Genomic DNA, 17,306 nt, shown 5'->3' on the forward strand with positions numbered 1-17,306 from the left:
TTGATATCTTTGACGATCTTCTCGCCAGGGCTCTTCGTTGTCTTTCTCATCATCCACTCCTTGGTGGCTACGATGAGCAACAAACCCTCTCTTAGCAAATCGACCTATTTGGACCCATAAGCGCTGACGTCAGACATAGGCCCACATTGGTTCCAAAAACTCTGGTGACGGACAGTAATTGCATACTCCACCCACCGTGTGTCGATTGAATTGATTAAGAATAATAGTGGCGTGACAGGACTATTAATTGGTTTGACCTTCTTGCTTCTGGTCGCCTGTTCAGGGCCTAAAGACTTGATAGATGTTCCAACGATAGCACCTGTTGATAGTGTTGCAAAAGTTACCAAGCATCGCATTTTCGTTGCGACGTCGCGCGCAAAATCCAGCGAGGCCGGTGTTTTCTATTCAGGAAAAAGAAGCCAACAGCTCAACTTTGCTTCGGTCACTGTGTCTATCCCACCTGAACACAAAACAGGTAAGATTGAGCGCCCGAATAGCCTCCCATCAGATCCTCAAAAACACTTTGTCATTGATCAACCTGTTAATTTCGAAACCCGGGAAGCATTTCAATCGGACCTGATAACATATTTATCCAAATTGCCGAAAGATAAACGTAACCTTCTTTTGTTCGTGCACGGTTACAATACAAATCTGACCTCGGCCGTTCTTCAAATTTCGCAATTTGTAGAGGACACGGGGTACGATGGCGTACCAGTTCTATTCTCATGGGCTTCTAGCGGTCAAACGGTAAAATATGTTTATGATGTAAACAGTGTTCTGGTTGCTAGAGATCACCTTGTAAGCATGTTTTCGACCCTTCAGCTCTCGGCTGTGCAAGGTTACGACGTAGTGGCACATTCCATGGGCACGCTCCTTGTAATGGAAGCCTCTCGCCAAATTGCACTGACGACGGGGATTAACCCCACGAACAAAGTCAGGAATGTCGTCCTCGCAGCACCTGATATCGATATCGATTTGTTTATATCTCAGATCAAATTATTCCCTAATGATGGCCGAAATATTGTTGTACTTGTCTCGAAAGACGATGTGGCGCTCAGAGCCAGCAAACGTGTCGCCGGCGGTGTTCAGCGCGTTGGCCAAGTTTCAGCACAAGAGCTTTCTAAACTCGGGATCATAGCAATTGATCTGAGTGAAATCGAAGATGAGAGTTCGTTTTCACACTCAAAATACAAGGATTCTCCTGCGGTTGTTCAATTGCTCGGTGAGACACTAGAGGAAAAAACCAGCTTTAACCAACGGCCAAATCTCTCGCTCGGCCAATCAATCGCGGTTGGTGTAGATGGTGCTTTGCGATCAATTAGCGAGGCAAGCAACTAGGTGATGAAACTGAATGCCCGTTATGAGGGTTTTAACATGACCCGTTGTCGCTGAGCAGCCGTGGCTTGTGAACGACGTGAACCAGATCGCAGTCAGACGCTAGTATCCTGTGGGTTTAATTGACCGCTGCAACACCAACTTCAAATTTCTCCGCTGGTGTCTGATATAACGAGATTTTCTGGGTAATTCGTTGAATTGGCAAGTGACGAAAGTTGGGTCAGCGGACAACTTCATCCAGAATCTGACCTGCCGCGGAACTAGGTATGGTGGTCCCAAGAAGGTTGCTCAAAGTTATAGCCACATCAACAGTGGAAACCTGTCGCGAGACAACTTGTGGCTCAATTCCCGGGCCGCTGAACATTATCGGGACGTGGGTATCGTATCGCCAGGGCGAGCCGTGCATAACAGCGACAGCACCTGCTTCGAAAAGGAAGGAATACGGCGCTTGGGCGACGTAAATGTCTCCGGAGCGCTGCGGATGGAAATTGCGCCGAATCGGCCCTTCCAGAAAATCGCCAATCTGCTCAGGAAATGGATTGCGCGGCATGGCGATTGCAATGCCATCCCGCGATTCAAGATCGTCCACGATGGAACGTTCAATTGCACGTTTGTCTAAACCAGCTGCGGCGATTGCCTGCCGGTCAAGGTATATGTAAGGGCGAAAGAACTGTAGGATCGCATCTTGGATGCCAAACTCGGCCGCCAAATTTGCGTTCAATGCATCCTTGAGGGCACCATTGTAGTTGCGAGCAGTGCTCAGGCCCATCTCTGCCATAAACTCCGGCATTTCGGGCATGCCATGATCCGCCGACAAAACGTAAAGAATGTGTTCTGCACCGATTTCTTGATCGAGAAATGCAAAGAACTGCTCAAGGGTCTGGTCCAACCTGCGCATGATTTCCTCGTTTTCAAGGCTCGAAGGGCCAAAGAGGTGGTTTACAGCATCCACCGCGGAGAAGCTTACGCTGAGATAGTCTGTAAACGCGTCCTGTCCGAGGCCTTCAGCATGAACAGCAGTTTCAGCGAAACGAGCAGTGAGTTCATCCCCCAATGGCGTCAGCAAAACCTGTGTGTAGTAAAGCCCGTCTTCGGGTGTGCCATAGCGGTGCGGAAAGACGCGACCAAACCCCTTCAAGTCGACTTCATAGGGGCGGTCGTCGTTTTCAGCTAACAGATAACTTTCTTTTGGAGTGCTCAATTCCCATAATGTACCAATCGCTACATCTGCTGGCCGTTGGCTGTTCCATTCTGTCACCCAATCTGGATAGGAATTGAAATAGTACTCGCTGGTCTCGAAAGCACCTGTGCTGGTTGAAAACCAGAAAGCATCGCCAAAGTGGCCGGCCATCGCGACCGCCGATCGGTCTTTTCCAGAAATACCTAAAATTTTGGAACGACCATTGTTCGTCTTAAAAAGTTCGTCACCAAAAGTTGTCGCAAGAAGGTTCCTCGGCGAACGGCCGCCAGCTTGTGCTATGGCTTGCGATGGGTCGATTTGCTGACCCTTTCCGCCAAAACCCGGCACCGGCAGCAGAGGATGCTCGCTGTCCTCAATCCCGTAACCCAAGTGTCCCGTCACTCGATCAAGCCAGGCGTTGCCTATCATACCGTGTTCAGACGGATGAGCTCCGGTCGCGAGCGTTGCATGGCCGACAATGGTTTCGGTATTCGCGTGCATATGATGTGCATTCGTGTACCAGACGCCCCTTTCCATGAAACGATGAAAACCACCGTGACTGAAGCTGTCCTGATAGCGCTGCAAGAGGTCTGCTCGTAAACCATCCACCGTAACCTGAACGACCAAGCGAATGTCTTGTGCATCCTCTTGCGCCAAAGCGATTGAAGGTAGGAAAGCGACTACAACAATAGTAATTAGGGTTCTGTACATAATGTATCCTCCGCCAGTTTCGGCCGGGCAATATTGAAATCAGGCTCAACCAATGCAGCCAATCAGTCAATGTCTGTTTTGTCCACGACCTGTGAAACCAAGCACCAATCCTTGTTGCAACCCGAATGAACGACTGGTCAAGCCACTATATGGCAGCATTGAAACCAATGTATCTGCGGCGTTTTCCAAGGAATGAGCAACCCGATAACGGCCACTCAAACCACCTGTAGATTTTAGATGTCAGCGCGGTGCTGATGTCGGGGCTTGGCGGGAGGATTGGAGGGGAAGCTGCGCGATCTTGCGCTGTTCAACGCGGCAATTGATAGCAAGCTTCGCGGATGCGATTTGGTCAAACTGATTGTCACTGACTTGGTGAGGGATGATCACGTTCGCGAAAGGGTACTCGTGATCCGAAATTCCTTTGCCAATCAATCTGTCTGACGTCAGCGCTTATGGGTCCAAATAGGTCGATTTGCTAAGAGAGGGTTTCTTTTCCTTCACAACTCTTCAGTTCTTTTGGGCCTCTTCCCAGAGGTTTTGCTCAACAATGTGTAAACCGTCGCGGCCTTTGAGACAGATAGCATTGGCGCGGTTATCGCCCGATGAAGATGTCTTTCGGGCTTTGACAGGATCCTACGTATAAACCTTTCGATGGTGTCAGTTATGCCTTCACACGTTCCATTTTCGGGTCATAAAGGGGGCGCATGTGCACCTCGGCCTTGACCCGTTCAGTGGCCACCTCTAGCTCGTAATCACCGCTCAACACGTAATCGGCGTCCACGCCATCGGGATTGCGCACGTAGCCATAACCGATCGATTTTTCAACCGTATGACCATATCCACCTGAGGTCAGCCAGCCGACACGCTTGCCGTTACGGTAAATTGTTTCGCGGCCCAGCAAGACGATATCTGGATCAACGGTAAAGCCCGCTAGCAGTTTTTTTACACCATTGGCCTGCTGGGCCTCTGCGGCGGCGCGCCCATTGAAGTCAATGTTTTGCTTCAGCTTTACCGCCCAACCGAGGCCGGATTCAAATGATGTATGGTCCGGGCCAATTTCTGCACCCCAGGCCCGATAGCCTTTTTCCAGTCGCAAGGTCTCAATCGCTCGGTACCCGGCGTTGATCAAACCATGATCACGCCCTGCCTCCGTTAGTGCGGCATAAACCGTTTGCGCATATTCCACTGGCAGGTGCAGTTCCCATCCCAGTTCACCAACATAGGTCACCCGCAGCGCCTGTACCGGACAGCCTGCAATACCAATCGTGCGCAACGTGCCGAATTTGAAGCCTTCGTTTGTTACGTCATCGCGCGTGACTTTCGTCAAGATATTGCGCGCCTCCGGCCCCATCAGAGACAGCACCGCATTGGAGGAGGTGATGTCAAACAACTGACAGTTCAGCCCCTCGGGAATATTGCGGCGGATCCAGTCAAAATTATGCGTGGCAAAACCGGTGCCGGTGACGATGTAAAACTCATCATGTTTCACCCGCCCCACGGTCAGGTCGCACTCAATTCCGCCTTTGTCATTGAGCATCTGAGTGTAGATCAGCGCCCCGACAGGGCGATCCACATTATTGGCACAGATCCAGTTCATCGCCTTGAGCGCATCCGGGCCTTTGAGCGTAAATTTCGCAAACGATGTCTGATCGAACAGAACCGCCGCCTCACGCGCGGCCTTGTGTTCGCGGCCCACGGCATCAAACCAGTTCTGGCGACCAAAACCATACTCATCCTTCGGCACCTCACCGCTTGATGCATCCGCATACCAGTTGGGCCGCTCCCAACCCAGTTTCTCGCCAAAACAAGCCCCCTGCTCACGCAGCACATCATACAAGGGTGATTTACGGCAGGGGCGGCCGGAATCGTGCTCTTCATACGGCCAGGCCATCGTGTAGTGTTTGCCGTAAGCCTCTACCGTGCGGGTACGCACCCAATCAGTATCAAAATGCGGGCGCCCAAAACGACGAATATCTGCCGACCACAAATCAAACGGCGGTTCGCCTTTGTGAACCCATTCTGCAAGCGCCATACCCGCGCCCCCACCTGCAGCAATGCCAAAGGCGTTAAACCCCGCACCGACAAAGAAATTCGCCAACTCCGGGGCTTCACCAATGATGAAGTTGCCATCGGGTGTAAAACTTTCCGGCCCATTAGTTAACGTCTTGATCCCGGCGTGTTCCAAGGCAGGCACGCGCCCCAAAGCTAATTCCATAAGCGGTTCAAAGTGCTCAAAGTTGCTATCCAGCAACGTGTAGTGGAACCCTTGTGGAATGCCATCATTGGCCCAGGGAATTGGGTTGGGTTCATAGCCGCCCATGACCAGACCGCCGACTTCTTCCTTGTAATAGGTCAACCGGTCCGGGTCGCGCAGTGTGGGCAGGTTGGATGGCACACCCTCAAAGGCTTCTGTCACCATGTACTGGTGCTCCATCGACACTAGTGGCACATTGACACCAAAGCGCCCGGCAAACATCCGTGTCCACTGCCCCGCGCAGCAAATCACCTTTTCACACTCGATCCTCCCCCGATCAGTGATCACCGCTTTGATCTTGCCGTTGTCAATTTCGATATCGGTGACTTTTGTATCTTCAAAAATCTTTGCACCGGCCATGCGCGCGCCCTTGGCCAGGGCCTGCGTGATGTCCGAGGGGTTGGCCTGCCCATCGGTAGGCATGAAGGCGGCACCGACGACATCCGATATATCCATCAACGGCCATAGGCCCTGCGCTTCTTTCGGGGTCAGCAGTTCCATCTCAAGACCAAAAGAATGAGCGGTTGTGGCTTGGCGCTTTACTTCGGTCCAGCGCTCTTCGTTACAGGCAAGGCGTAGACCACCGTTCATCTTCCAGCCGGTGCCAAGACCGGTTTCTTCTTCGATCTTGTTATAAAGATCAACGGAATACCCCAGAAGCTGCGTGATGTTCGCATTTGAGCGCAATTGCCCGACCAAACCGGCTGCGTGAAAGGTCGTGCCCGAGGTTAGCTTTTTGCGTTCTAACAACACCGTATCCGTCAGGCCCAGCTTGGCCAGATGGTACGCGGTCGAGCAGCCGATAATGCCACCGCCAATGATGACGGCCTTTGCGGTTGAGGGAAGTTCAGTCATGTCAGTCCTCAGGAATTTCTGTAATCTTCAAAAGCCGCGCGGAACCGCGCGAGATTCTCAGCCGTATAAGCGGCGTAATCAAAGTCGATATCTGATGTGATCTCTGACACCATGCTCCACATGGTTTCACGCAGTAGCGAGGCACATTTCATCGCACCGTACCGATGGCGCAGATCTTGCGTCACAGGTGCTTCAAAATAGTTTTCCAGCATCCAGTCTTCTTGAGCAGCGCTCAATCCGTTGTTTGACGCCAAACCGCCCAGATCGAACAGTGGGCTGTTGAACCCGGCATAGTCATAATCGATCAACCACAGGCGGATACCGTCATCCAAAAAGTTGCCGCACAGCAAGTCATTGTGACCAAATACAATCTCATAAGGGCCTGCATCCTGTTCCAATGCGTTACCCAACTCTACCAGTTCCGGAACAAGAGCGGCATGAACGCTACTCCTATCCAACAAAGTAGCCCCGTAGTCACGCACCACATGAAAGACCCAAAACACCAGTGCCGGTCCGCGCAAATGCTTGGGCACTTGTCGATGACATGTTTTGACCAGCTCCAGTACACGCGGCAACATGTCTGATCTGCATACATCCGCCTCAGTCAGGGTGTGGCTTTCGATATACTGTAGAACAGTCAAATCGCCAGCGGCATGGACCACCTGGGGCGACAAGCCTGCAGCATGCGCTGCCCGGCTAGCGGCAAGCTCGTTGAACCGCATCACTTGGTGCAGCGGAATGTCTTCCCCCGCCCGCACAACGTATTTTCCAGCTCGGTCTTCAACCAGAAAATTCACATTCGTGATTCCCCCGGTCAAAGGCTCAGCCGTTATCTTGCCCTCCCAGATCGGCAAGGCGTGAATGCGGGTGATAAGATCAGCTTGCTCCATGATCAGTTCTCCAATCCAAAACGAATACGGGCCTGACGGGCGCCTGCATTGATCAGACGGTCGGCAATGATGGCGATAAAGGCGATGGCGAGCCCAGCGACCAACCCCCGCCCGATGTCGGCCTTGGTCAGCGCGATATAAACCTCCTGCCCTAGGTCGCGGGTGCCGACCAGCGCGGTGATCACTAGCATCGACAAGGCCAGCATGATGGTCTGATTGATGCCCAGCAGGATTTCCGGCAACGCCATCGGCAAGCGAATGTGGCGCAACAACTGTCGGCGCGTACAGCCCACCACCTGACCGGCCTCGATCAGCTCAGTACTAACAGAACGGATGCCGTGGGCGGCATAGCGCACCGCCGGGGCCAGCGCATAGAGCACAATGGCAATCATCGCGGTAAAATCCCCCACACGGAACAACATCACCACAGGGATCAGATAGACAAAACTTGGCAGGGTCTGCAGTGTGTCGATTAGCACGTTGATCACGACACCAGCACGCTTGTTCAAAGCGGCAAGAATACCAAGGGGAACGCCGATCACAGTTGCTAGAATGACCGAAGCACCGCACAGGTAAACGGTGATCATCGCCTTTGGCCAGAGTCCGGTGATGGCAATCAGCCCCGACAGGCCCCCACACAACAGCGCCAACCTTGGCCCCCCGACACGCCACCCCAGCAAAGTCAGCATCGAAATTGCCCATGGCCACGGAATACCCAGCAATGTCCGTTTGATCGGCAACAGGAAGTAATGCAAGAAAAAGACTTTGATTGCCTCAAGTGTATCGAAATAGTTGATGTTGAGGTACTTAACCAGATCATCCCAAAATGCACCCGTGGTGATGGTTTGGCTTTCCGGATACTCCAACAGCAGCGGCGAAAAGCGGCCCAACCCCCAGGTCACTACTAGCAAGACCAACACGAGAGCCGTGCGTCTGTGGCGTGCAACCCATGTGCCAGTTGCCGGCTTTTTTACCTGTCCCATACGTTCAGCAAAGGCTTGGCTTAACCGATCAACCGCGATGGCCAGAACTACGATGGCAATACCGGCCTCAAATCCTGCGCCAATATCTAGCCGACGCAATGCGGCCAAGACATCGAAACCCAGCCCCCCTGCCCCGATCATCGAGGCAATGATGACCATGTTCAGCGTTAGCATGATCACCTGATTGACTCCGACCATCAGGCTGCGGCTGGCGGATGGCACCAGAACCCGCCACATCAGCTGACGGTTGGTTGATCCGGCCATACGGCCAAAATCTACAATCTCCGGATCGACCGCCTTAAGCGCCAAGATCGTAATCCGAACCATCGGCGGCGTGGCATAGATGATTGTTGCCACCAGTGCCGAAATTGGGCCAAATCCAAACATGAACAGGATCGGCACAAGATATGCAAAGATCGGAATCGTCTGCATCAAATCCAGAACCGGCGAAATCAGCTTCTCCCCCCACGGTCTGCGATAGGCCCAGATCCCCACGAGCAATCCACCTCCAGCCCCGATCGGCACCGCGATCAACACCGAGGCCAGTGTGATCATCGCACTTTCCCATTGCCCGAAAATGGCGAGATAGACAAAACACGCACCCACCAACACGGCCAAGCCCCAGTCACGGCAGTAATGCCCAAGTGCAACAATCCCGGCAATGACTACGATCCAGCTTACCGCAGGCAACAGCAACTGCGCGTCGGCCCCCCGTCCACTGACAAAACCACTTGCCAGCAATGACAGCACGAACTGATAGGGCTGCTCAATCAACCAGGCGATGGCGCGGGTCACATCGGTAAAAGACAATGGACCGATGGCCGCTTCTTCAATTAACCAGCGCATTCCGTCAGAGATATAGGTTTTGAACGGTATCACCCAAGTTGATGGAAATTTGACCAGCCAGCGGGCATCCAGCTCTTTGGCCAAATCTCGGCCATAGACACCCAGAATAATTGTCAAGACAACCAGCCCCCAAGTGATTAACGCTGATCGGCTCAGATGAAACATCAAGCCCCCCCCTGACGGGCAAAAAGAACCTGTGCCACTGCCACGCGATCAATACTGCCAACAATCTGCCCAGACTCGTTTGCAACAGAAATAGGTCCTTCGGCGGCGATGATCTGCTCTGCCACATCCGAAATCTTTGCAGATTGAGCAATCGGTTCCCCCGCACCATTTGTTCCCGGTGTCATCAAGCCACCAACTGTCAAAACTTTTGAGCGCGGAATATGGCGGGTGAACTCGGCCACATATTCCGAGACTGGATTCATCAAGAGCTCTTCAGGTGTGGCGACTTGAATGATCTTGCCGTCTTTCATGATGGCGATACGGTCAGCCAATCGCACAGCCTCGTCAAAGTCATGGGTTATGAACACAATGGTTTTGTGTAAACGCGCCTGCAAACGCAGGAACTCATCCTGCATTTCCCGACGAATAAGCGGATCAAGAGCCGAAAACGGCTCATCCAGAAACCAAAGATCCGGTTCACTGACCAGCGAGCGCGCGATCCCCACACGCTGTTGTTGTCCGCCCGACAGTTCGCGCGGAAAATTATCCTCGCGTCCTTTCAAGCCAACGAGTTCCACCACTTCTCGGGCTTTGATATCAGCCTGTGCTTTGGAAACGCCCTGAATTATTAGAGGAAAACTGACATTCTGCAACACACTGAGGTGCGGCAGTAACGCAAAGTGCTGAAACACCATCCCCATTTTATGGCGGCGAATATCGATCAGTTCAGGCTCGCTAGCGCGTAACAGATCGACCCCATCGAACAAGACCTCACCCTTGGTAGGCTCGATCAGCCGGGACAGGCAACGCACCAAGGTCGACTTACCCGACCCGGAAAGCCCCATGATGACAAAGATCTCGCCCTCAGCGATATCAAGGTTGGCACTGCGTACCGCGCCCACCACACCAGCATCCGCGATATCTTGATCACTGGGATCAGGATAGGTTTGCAACAAGGTTTGCGCGTTGGGACCGTAGATTTTCCACACGTTTCGGCACGAAAGCTTGGGGCTCAAAGTCATCAACATCTCCGGGGGTCCGGTCGGACAGGATTGAAAAATGAGACAGCCCGGGGCGCTGCCCCGGGCACCGTTAACGGATCAGTTGACCCATTCAGACCAGCGATCTTTGTTGTCTGTCATCCACTCCGCAACCACAGCATCAACATCAACACCATCCAGATCGGCCTTGCCGACCATGGCGCTCATTTCCTCATTGTTGATGTTGTAGGCCTCAATGATGTCATAAGCCCCCGGCCATTTTTCTTGCAGACCACTCCAGGCAGCCTTCCAGATCGGTCCACGTGGCTTGCCGCAGTCGTAAGCCATGTTCGGGTTCACCCCAACTGATGGGTCTGAATAGCATTCCGGGCTAAAGGCTGGGAATTCAACAAACTCACCCTCGTACTTGGCGGGTGCCCAATGCGGCACATAGACCCACAAGACAATCGGATCTTGCCGCTGATACGCAGATTCCAATTCGGCAAACAGCGCTGCGTCGGTACCTGCATGAACAACTTCGAAATCCATCTCAAGCGCTTCGACCCGTTCTTCGTCAAATCCGCCCCAGGTGACTGGCCCGCCAACATAACGGCCATATGGATCGGTTTCAGCAGTGGCAAATTCTTCAGCGCAGTCTCTCAACGCTTCCCAGTTCGGCAAACCAGGGCATCGCTCTTTCATATAGAGCGGATACCACCATTCTTCGATCGCCATCAGACCCGTTTCCCCCACGTTGACAACCTTGCCCGAACCTGTGGCTTCATCCAGCGCCTCGCGGCCTGTGGTTTCCCAGATCTCCATAGCAAGATGCAGGTCGCCGGTTTTCAATCCCGCAAATTGTGCGATGTAATCTGCCTGAACGTATTCGACGTTGTATCCCGCCTCTTGCAAAATACTGCCCATGATCTTGGTGTTAATCAGTTGACCAGACCAATCATGCAACGTCAGCTTGATCGGATCAGACGATTCGGCGGCAGATCCGCTACCAACAGCAGTTGTTAGCATCAGGGCTGCGGCCCCTAATTTGTTGATTATATTGGTCATAGCTATCTCCCTAAAGTGTGGTATTTTGTTTGGTTTTTATTGTTTTCCCCAAAGGGTGCGGCATAATTTGGCTTTAGTCAACAAAAACCACACTTACCCACACTTAGTTTGCAAAATCTCACAATAATGAACGCTCTATCCGCCAAAATTGTAACTGAATGTTGCTTTATGTGGTTTCTTATTCTATACAAAAATCATGAATACTCGCCTACAAATGCCCCGCAAAACCACAAATCAACGTGAAGAAGAAATCCTCAAAGAACTCCAGCGCGCAGGTGGGTCATGCCGTATCGGGTTTCTTTCAAAACAACTCCACGTCTCGTATGAAACCATCCGGCGCAACATTCGTACGCTGGAAGATGCCCATATTGTCCGTAAGGTGCATGGTGGCGTTCATCTGATAGAAAATTTCGACGAGGCCCCACTTCAAAGCCGCATGGACACTCATGCAATTGTAAAAGAACGGCTGGCTTTGGCTGTGGCACAAAACATCAATAATGGTGATTCCATCTTTATGGATATCGGCTCGACAACAGCATTTGTCGCCTCCGCCCTCAGGGATCACACGGATCTGTTTGTGGTAACCAATTCAGCATTTGTGGCTTATACACTGGCCTCTAGGAACAATAATCGCGTGTTTCTAGCTGGTGGTGAATTGCGCCCACACGACGGCGGCGCGTTTGGCGCCGAGGCGATGGACCTCATTCAAAGACTCAGCGTGCAGTTCGCCATTTTATCAGTCGGGGCAATCAACGCCGAAGCGGGCTTCATGCTGCACGATCTGCAAGAGGCCAACTTGTCGGAAATCGCCGCACAAAATGCACAAGTCCGCATTGCCGTTGCTGATAGCGGAAAATTCAATAAGCGTGCTCCAGTGTCGCTAAAGGGCAAGATTAAGTTCAGCGTTCTTTATACCGATGCACAGCCATCTGGGCCGATCGTTGACATGCTAAAGTCGAATGAGATCGATCTTGCCGTTGTTGAATAATCTTTCAAGATGGTATTGCCTTCGAATTCGCTCAGCAAGGCGTTGTGGCTGCTAGCTTTAAATGTTTCCGACTGAAATTGTCGTTGCGGCTGCAGCAGAGACCGATACGGCGAGCGCCAGAAGCGTCGAAGTCATCCTACGCATGGGTGACCCCTTAATCGTTAAAAACACCAAGACCCGACTACCCCAATATTTTGCCACTCAAAAATCCTTTTGGGCTACAAAATTGAATTGCATTGGAGGTTAATGAAAGTCCCGGCTGGGAAACAGACGTTTGGCCTGCTCTCGGGGGTGTCTGGCCCGGGGCGGATGGCGTTGCGGGCGTGGGGCGTCGTCGGCTTGGGGTTGGGTAATGCCGATGGCGTCGTCCATCGGGTGACCCAGATCGGTCAGGCGATAAGACAGGTCTTCGACATTCTGGGCAATCAGATGTACGACGATACCTTCACGCTGTAGATAGCCCGTGACCCTTAATAAACGCCCACCCATGACAGACCGGCGAAACTGTTCATAAACCTTAGGCCAGACCACCACGTTTGAGACGCCTGTTTCATCCTCAAGCGTCAGAAAAATCACGCCCGAAGCCGTTCCGGGCCGTTGCCGGGTGATCACCAATCCGCAGACGCTGGCCCGCCCCAAGGGCACGTGTTGCAACTGATCATGTGGCGTCAGACCAGGCATCGCCGGGCGCAGCAACTCCATTGGATGAGCGCGCAATGTCAGGCGGGTTGAGACGTAATCTTCAACCACTTCCTCCCCCAGATGCATGGTGGGTAGCTGCACGTCGGGCTCATAGATGCTTTCGCCATCAATCGGGTCATTGAACAACGGCAAAGGCTCCGGGCTGCGGATGGCTTTCACCTGCCACAGCGCATCCCGGCGGGTCAGCCCCATGCCGATAAAGGCATCGGCCTCGGCCAGCCGCTCCAGCACCCCAGGCGCAACCCCTGCCCGCAGCCAAACAGTCTCCGGGTCCTGATAGCCGTTGCCGCGTGCCGCTTCGATCCAACCGGCGTCCTCTTCGCGAAAGCCCTTGATCTGGCGAAACCCCAGCCGCAGGGCCAGTGCCCCATCGGCGCGACGCTCCAGCGTGTTGTCCCATGTGCTGGCATTGACACAGATGGGGCGCACCTCGACCTGATGTTCGCGGGCATCGCGCACGATCTGGGCCGGGGCATAAAACCCCATGGGCTGGGAATTGAGCAGCGCGCAGGCAAACACCGCTGGATGATGGCACTTCAACCAGGCCGAGACATAGGCCAGCATGGCAAAGGCCGCCGCGTGGCTTTCGGGAAAACCATAGTCGCCAAAACCTTCGATCTGGCTAAAACACTGGCTGGCAAATTCCGGGGTATAATTACGCTCCAGCATGCCTTTGATGAATCTGTCCCGAAAGGTGCCGATGGTGCCCATCTTGCGAAAGGTGGCCAAAGACCTGCGCAGCCGGTCGGCCTCTTCCGGGGTGAAACCTGCGCCGACCACGGCGATCTGCATCGCCTGTTCCTGAAACAGCGGCACGCCAAGGGTTTTACCCAGCACCTCGCTTAACTCTTTGGAGGGAAAAGTTATCTCTTCGCGCCCCTGACGCCGGTTGATATAGGGGTGCACCATCCCACCTTGAATGGGGCCCGGGCGTACAATTGCTACCTCGATCACCAGATCATAGAATTCGCGCGGTTTCATCCGCGGCAAAAAGTTCATCTGTGCCCGACTTTCGACCTGAAACACCCCCACGGCATCGGCGCGGCACAGCATGTCATAGGTGGGCGTATCCTCTTGCGGCACGGTGGCGATGCTCAGGTCTTGCCCCTCGTGCAGGTCCAGCAGATCAAAGCTTTTGCGGATACAGGTGAGCATGCCCAGACTGAGCACATCGACCTTGAGAATCCCCAGCGCATCAATGTCATCCTTGTCCCATTCAATCAGCGTGCGATCGTCCATCGCCGCGTTCTCAATCGGGCACAGCTCGTCCAGCCGCCCCTTGGTAATGACAAAACCGCCGACATGCTGCGACAGATGGCGCGGAAAGCCGATGATCTCACCAATCAGGTGGATGGTTTGCGACAGGCGGCGGTCCTCGGGGTCCAGCCCCAGCTCGCGCATGCGGGTGGGATCGGCTCCGCCGTTGGAATACCCCCAGATCTGACCGGACAACCCCGCGGTCACATCCTGCGACAGGCCCATCACCTTGCCGACCTCGCGGATCGCGGCGCGGGAGCGAAAATGGATCACCGTGGCGCAGAGCCCGGCACGATGGCGGCCATAGCGTTCATAAATCCACTGGATCACCTCTTCGCGGCGTTCATGTTCGAAATCGACGTCGATATCCGGTGGCTCGCCCCGGTATTCCGAGACGAAACGTTCCACCACCATGGTGATCACCTCGGGGCTGACATCGGTGATACCCAGCAGATAGCAGATGATCGAATTGGCGGCTGACCCCCTGCCCTGACACAAGATGTCTTGGGATCGCGCGTAGTGCACGATGTCATGAACGGTCAGAAAATAGGCCGGAAAGTTCAGCTTGGCGACTAAGCTGAGCTCTTTTTCTAGCTGGTCCTTGGCTTTTTGCGTGGCTCCTTGGGGATAACGGCGCGCAAGCCCCTCTCGCGCCAGACGCTCCAACCGCGCCATCGGGCTTTCGCCATCTGCAATCTCATCCGGGTATTCATAGCTGAGTTCTGAAAGGTCAAAACTGCAACGTGCCGCAATCTCGACCGTACGTTTTAGCGCCGCCGGATGATGGCGAAACAACCGCGCCATATCAACATGCCCCTTCAGGCGACGCTCGGCATTGGGCAGCGCACGGGTCCCGATCTGATCAATAGCGATATGATGGCGCATGCAGGTCAGAACATCGGCCAATTGCCGACGTTTACCGTGATGCATCAGCACATCCCCCACCGCCACCATCGGGGTTGAGCAGCGCAGGGCCAAATCCGCGCAAGCGCTGAAATACTCCTGATCGCTGCCGTCATAACGTGGCGCAGCACCCAAAAAGACCTGCCCTGGAAACCGGCGTTGAATATACCCGATGTGAGCGCGCGCCTGTCGCAAATCACGTGGCAAGGCGATCAGGATCATCCCTGTTCCATGATCCAGCAAGTCACGCTGGTCGAGGTGGCATTCACCTTTCTCTGCCTTGCGCTTGCCCAGCGTCAAAAGCCGGGTCAACCGTTGATAGGCCGCGCGGTTCTGCGGCAGTGCCACCCACTCTACAGAGCTATCGCGCAGCACCAACCGGCAGCCAACAATCAGCTTGGGCAATGAGACAACATCGGCAGTGGGCAACGGTTCCGCACCACTCACCTCTTGGCGCGAAGACGGATCAGTGCGCTGTTGTGAGCGGATCTTGATAGCCTCATCCGCCTCGCGCTTCAGCTCTTTTAACGCACTCCACGCCCGTACCACCCCGGCCAAGGAATTGCGGTCGGTGATAGCCACTGCCGACAGCCCCAGTTCAGCGGCGCGCGTCACCAGTTCTTCGGGGTGTGACGCCCCGGTCAGAAAGGTGAAGTTGCTGGTGACACACAGTTCCGCGTAGCTCATGCAAACTCTCCCTGCACAAACCAGCCGGGGTTTTGCGGCGTATAAAACAGCCAAAGCCTGCGTCCCTCGCGCGTCTCGATCCGCCAGTAATCGCGCACGCCCGAGCGCCAGTTTTCATCACTCAGCCACCATTCGGGTGCAATGCGTTCTGGCCCCGTGGCCCGCCCCGTGCGCAGCCGCATACGCCGCCAGCGAAACTGCCGGGGCGGTTGCGGGCCTTGGCCGGCAATGGGTTCCGGGGGGAATAAGCGCAGCGGGCGCGGCAACAGGCTGATCCATGGCCCGCCGGGCTCGGAAAACGCTGCTGGAGCGATCAGGAAACTACGTTCGGGGATATGGCTGTCGGCGGGCAAAAACCGCTGGATATTTTCCAGCCCGATGCGCGTGCCCAGCCGGGTGATCAAGTCTTCCAGTTGGTCCTTGCCACCCGAAGAGACATGACTGATCTGCTGCACTGGCAGCGTCTCCACCTGCAGGGCGCTCAGACGCAGTTGATCAATGCCAAAACCGGCATCTGCCGCAGTCACCCCCCGTTCAAACAGAGGCAGGATGCGGGCCGGGTTATTCAAGGGCCGTGCCAGACGCAGTTCGACCTGCTGCGCAGCATGATCCACCCGCCGCAAGGACAGCATCAGCACCCGCGCCCCAACCCCATTGGCGGTTAGCTTGTCGCACAGCGGCCCCAGCAACCGTTCAGTACCCGCCATCACATCTGCACTCAGGCCAATGGGTTCCGGCAAGGTCATGCGCACGGCGTAATGCGGCGGGTCGGCCAGCGGTGTGACCTCTTCTGGCTGTGCGCCAAGCGCCTGATCCAGACGCATCACCAGCCCCGGGCCAAATCGGCGCGTCAGCGGCGCACGCTCTGTCGCAATCAGGTCGCCAATGCTGCGCAGGCCCAGCCGCTGCAGGGCAATGTCCGTCTTGCGCTCCAGACGCAGGGCCGCCACCGGCAAGGGGGCCAATGCCTCCTCCAACGGCCCTTCCGGGCAGGCCTCCTCGCCGTAATGCGCAAAGGCCCAGGCCGCCCCTCGTGTTTTTGCCACACCGATCCGGGCAGTCAGCCCGGCCCGCATCAGGCGTTGTCGCATGTCTGATAGCATCCGGGGCTCGTCGCCAAACAGATGCACCGATCCGGTCACATCCAGCGTCAGCCCATCGCGCCCCTCCAGCCCAACCCAGGGACAATAGCGCGAGGCCCAGCGTCGCAAGGCCAGCAAAAACCGCTCATCCGCAGGAATGTCGGCCGGCTGACTTAACACCAGAGGGCAGAACGCCCGCGCATCGGCAAAGGACATGCTTTGGTGAAGCCCTTGCTTTTCGGCCTCAACATTCAAGCAATAAATGCGATTGGCGTTGCTTTCTTTCAGCGTCAGAACAAACGGCCCATCCACCGGGCGCACCCGGAGAAACCGGTCACTGGACAGGCGGGGAAACCACAGCGAGACGATCCGCCGGGCGGGCTTTATGCGGGTCCCATCGAACATATCACTCACATAATGTTC

Annotated in this window: 10 protein-coding genes and 1 pseudogene; 3 read left to right on the forward strand and 8 right to left on the reverse strand. The window is 54.7% G+C overall.

From position 1 onward, the window contains the following. Positions 1-198 precede the first annotated feature (198 nt). Positions 199-1,338 (forward strand): alpha/beta hydrolase, encoded by a 1,140-nt coding sequence (locus ROA7450_RS15235; RefSeq protein ID WP_159454066.1) that lies wholly within the window; start codon positions 199-201, stop codon positions 1,336-1,338. A gap of 217 nt (positions 1,339-1,555) precedes the next feature. Here the strand turns inward: ROA7450_RS15235 and ROA7450_RS15240 are convergent, their stop codons facing one another. Then, positions 1,556-3,226: an alkaline phosphatase family protein gene (locus tag ROA7450_RS15240; RefSeq protein ID WP_085806768.1), complete on the reverse strand. Its 1,671-nt coding sequence runs from the start codon at positions 3,224-3,226 to the stop codon at positions 1,556-1,558. A 264-nt stretch (positions 3,227-3,490) separates the two neighbouring features. Here ROA7450_RS15240 and ROA7450_RS21300 point away from each other — a divergent pair. Further along, positions 3,491-3,643, forward strand: a pseudogene (locus ROA7450_RS21300) (integrase); the annotation flags it as partial. 244 nt (positions 3,644-3,887) lie between these two features. Here the strand turns inward: ROA7450_RS21300 and ROA7450_RS15250 are convergent. The 5 genes from ROA7450_RS15250 to ROA7450_RS15270 all read right to left on the reverse strand — a co-directional run bounded on the left by ROA7450_RS15250 (position 3,888) and on the right by ROA7450_RS15270 (position 11,264). Further along, on the reverse strand, positions 3,888-6,335 hold the full coding sequence (locus ROA7450_RS15250; protein ID WP_085806770.1) for a GcvT family protein: 2,448 nt from the start codon (positions 6,333-6,335) through the stop codon (positions 3,888-3,890). A gap of 8 nt (positions 6,336-6,343) precedes the next feature. Next, the gene (locus ROA7450_RS15255) at positions 6,344-7,225 is read right to left on the reverse strand and encodes a phosphotransferase (RefSeq protein WP_085806772.1); all 882 of its coding nucleotides are present in this window, start codon (positions 7,223-7,225) and stop codon (positions 6,344-6,346) included. Between the two features lie 2 nt (positions 7,226-7,227). Beyond that, on the reverse strand, positions 7,228-9,219 hold the full coding sequence (locus ROA7450_RS15260) for an ABC transporter permease (protein ID WP_085806773.1): 1,992 nt from the start codon (positions 9,217-9,219) through the stop codon (positions 7,228-7,230). Continuing rightward, positions 9,219-10,241 carry a quaternary amine ABC transporter ATP-binding protein gene (locus tag ROA7450_RS15265; RefSeq protein WP_085806775.1) on the reverse strand — a complete coding sequence of 341 codons (1,023 nt, stop codon included), beginning with the start codon at positions 10,239-10,241 and terminating at the stop codon, positions 9,219-9,221. Before ROA7450_RS15265 ends, ROA7450_RS15260 begins: the two co-directional genes overlap by 1 nt. Before the next feature lie 78 nt (positions 10,242-10,319). After that, a complete protein-coding gene (locus ROA7450_RS15270; protein WP_085806777.1) occupies positions 10,320-11,264 on the reverse strand; it encodes an ABC transporter substrate-binding protein in 945 nt (314 codons plus the stop codon). A 214-nt stretch (positions 11,265-11,478) separates the two neighbouring features. Here ROA7450_RS15270 and ROA7450_RS15275 point away from each other — a divergent pair, with 214 nt between their 5' ends. Continuing rightward, positions 11,479-12,252, forward strand: a complete 774-nt coding sequence (locus ROA7450_RS15275) for a DeoR/GlpR family DNA-binding transcription regulator (RefSeq protein ID WP_085806778.1) — start codon at positions 11,479-11,481, stop codon at positions 12,250-12,252. 243 nt (positions 12,253-12,495) lie between these two features. On the opposite strand, the gene ROA7450_RS15285 is transcribed toward ROA7450_RS15275, so the two are convergent. Both ROA7450_RS15285 and ROA7450_RS15290 read right to left on the reverse strand, forming a co-directional pair. After that, positions 12,496-15,801 carry an error-prone DNA polymerase gene (locus ROA7450_RS15285; protein ID WP_085806781.1) on the reverse strand — a complete coding sequence of 1,102 codons (3,306 nt, stop codon included), beginning with the start codon at positions 15,799-15,801 and terminating at the stop codon, positions 12,496-12,498. Continuing rightward, positions 15,798-17,288: a Y-family DNA polymerase gene (locus ROA7450_RS15290; RefSeq protein ID WP_085806782.1), complete on the reverse strand. Its 1,491-nt coding sequence runs from the start codon at positions 17,286-17,288 to the stop codon at positions 15,798-15,800. The genes ROA7450_RS15285 and ROA7450_RS15290 overlap by 4 nt, the downstream gene beginning before the upstream one ends. Positions 17,289-17,306: the final 18 nt, after the last annotated feature.

The organism is Roseovarius albus (assembly GCF_900172335.1).
Taxonomy (GTDB): Bacteria; Pseudomonadota; Alphaproteobacteria; order Rhodobacterales; family Rhodobacteraceae; genus Roseovarius; species Roseovarius albus.

Bases quoted from the DNA above. Each gene is read 5' to 3' on its own strand.
- ROA7450_RS15240 (WP_085806768.1), bottom strand. From the start codon at position 3,226: ATGTACAGAACCCTAATTACTATTGTTGTAGTCGCTTTCCTACCTTCA.
- ROA7450_RS15250 (WP_085806770.1), bottom strand. From the start codon at position 6,335: ATGACTGAACTTCCCTCAACCGCAAAGGCCGTCATCATTGGCGGTGGC.
- ROA7450_RS15255 (WP_085806772.1), bottom strand. From the start codon at position 7,225: ATGGAGCAAGCTGATCTTATCACCCGCATTCACGCCTTGCCGATCTGG.
- ROA7450_RS15260 (WP_085806773.1), bottom strand. From the start codon at position 9,219: ATGTTTCATCTGAGCCGATCAGCGTTAATCACTTGGGGGCTGGTTGTC.
- ROA7450_RS15265 (WP_085806775.1), bottom strand. From the start codon at position 10,241: ATGACTTTGAGCCCCAAGCTTTCGTGCCGAAACGTGTGGAAAATCTAC.
- ROA7450_RS15270 (WP_085806777.1), bottom strand. From the start codon at position 11,264: ATGACCAATATAATCAACAAATTAGGGGCCGCAGCCCTGATGCTAACA.
- ROA7450_RS15275 (WP_085806778.1), top strand. From the start codon at position 11,479: ATGCCCCGCAAAACCACAAATCAACGTGAAGAAGAAATCCTCAAAGAA.
- ROA7450_RS15285 (WP_085806781.1), bottom strand. From the start codon at position 15,801: ATGAGCTACGCGGAACTGTGTGTCACCAGCAACTTCACCTTTCTGACC.
- ROA7450_RS15290 (WP_085806782.1), bottom strand. From the start codon at position 17,288: ATGTTCGATGGGACCCGCATAAAGCCCGCCCGGCGGATCGTCTCGCTG.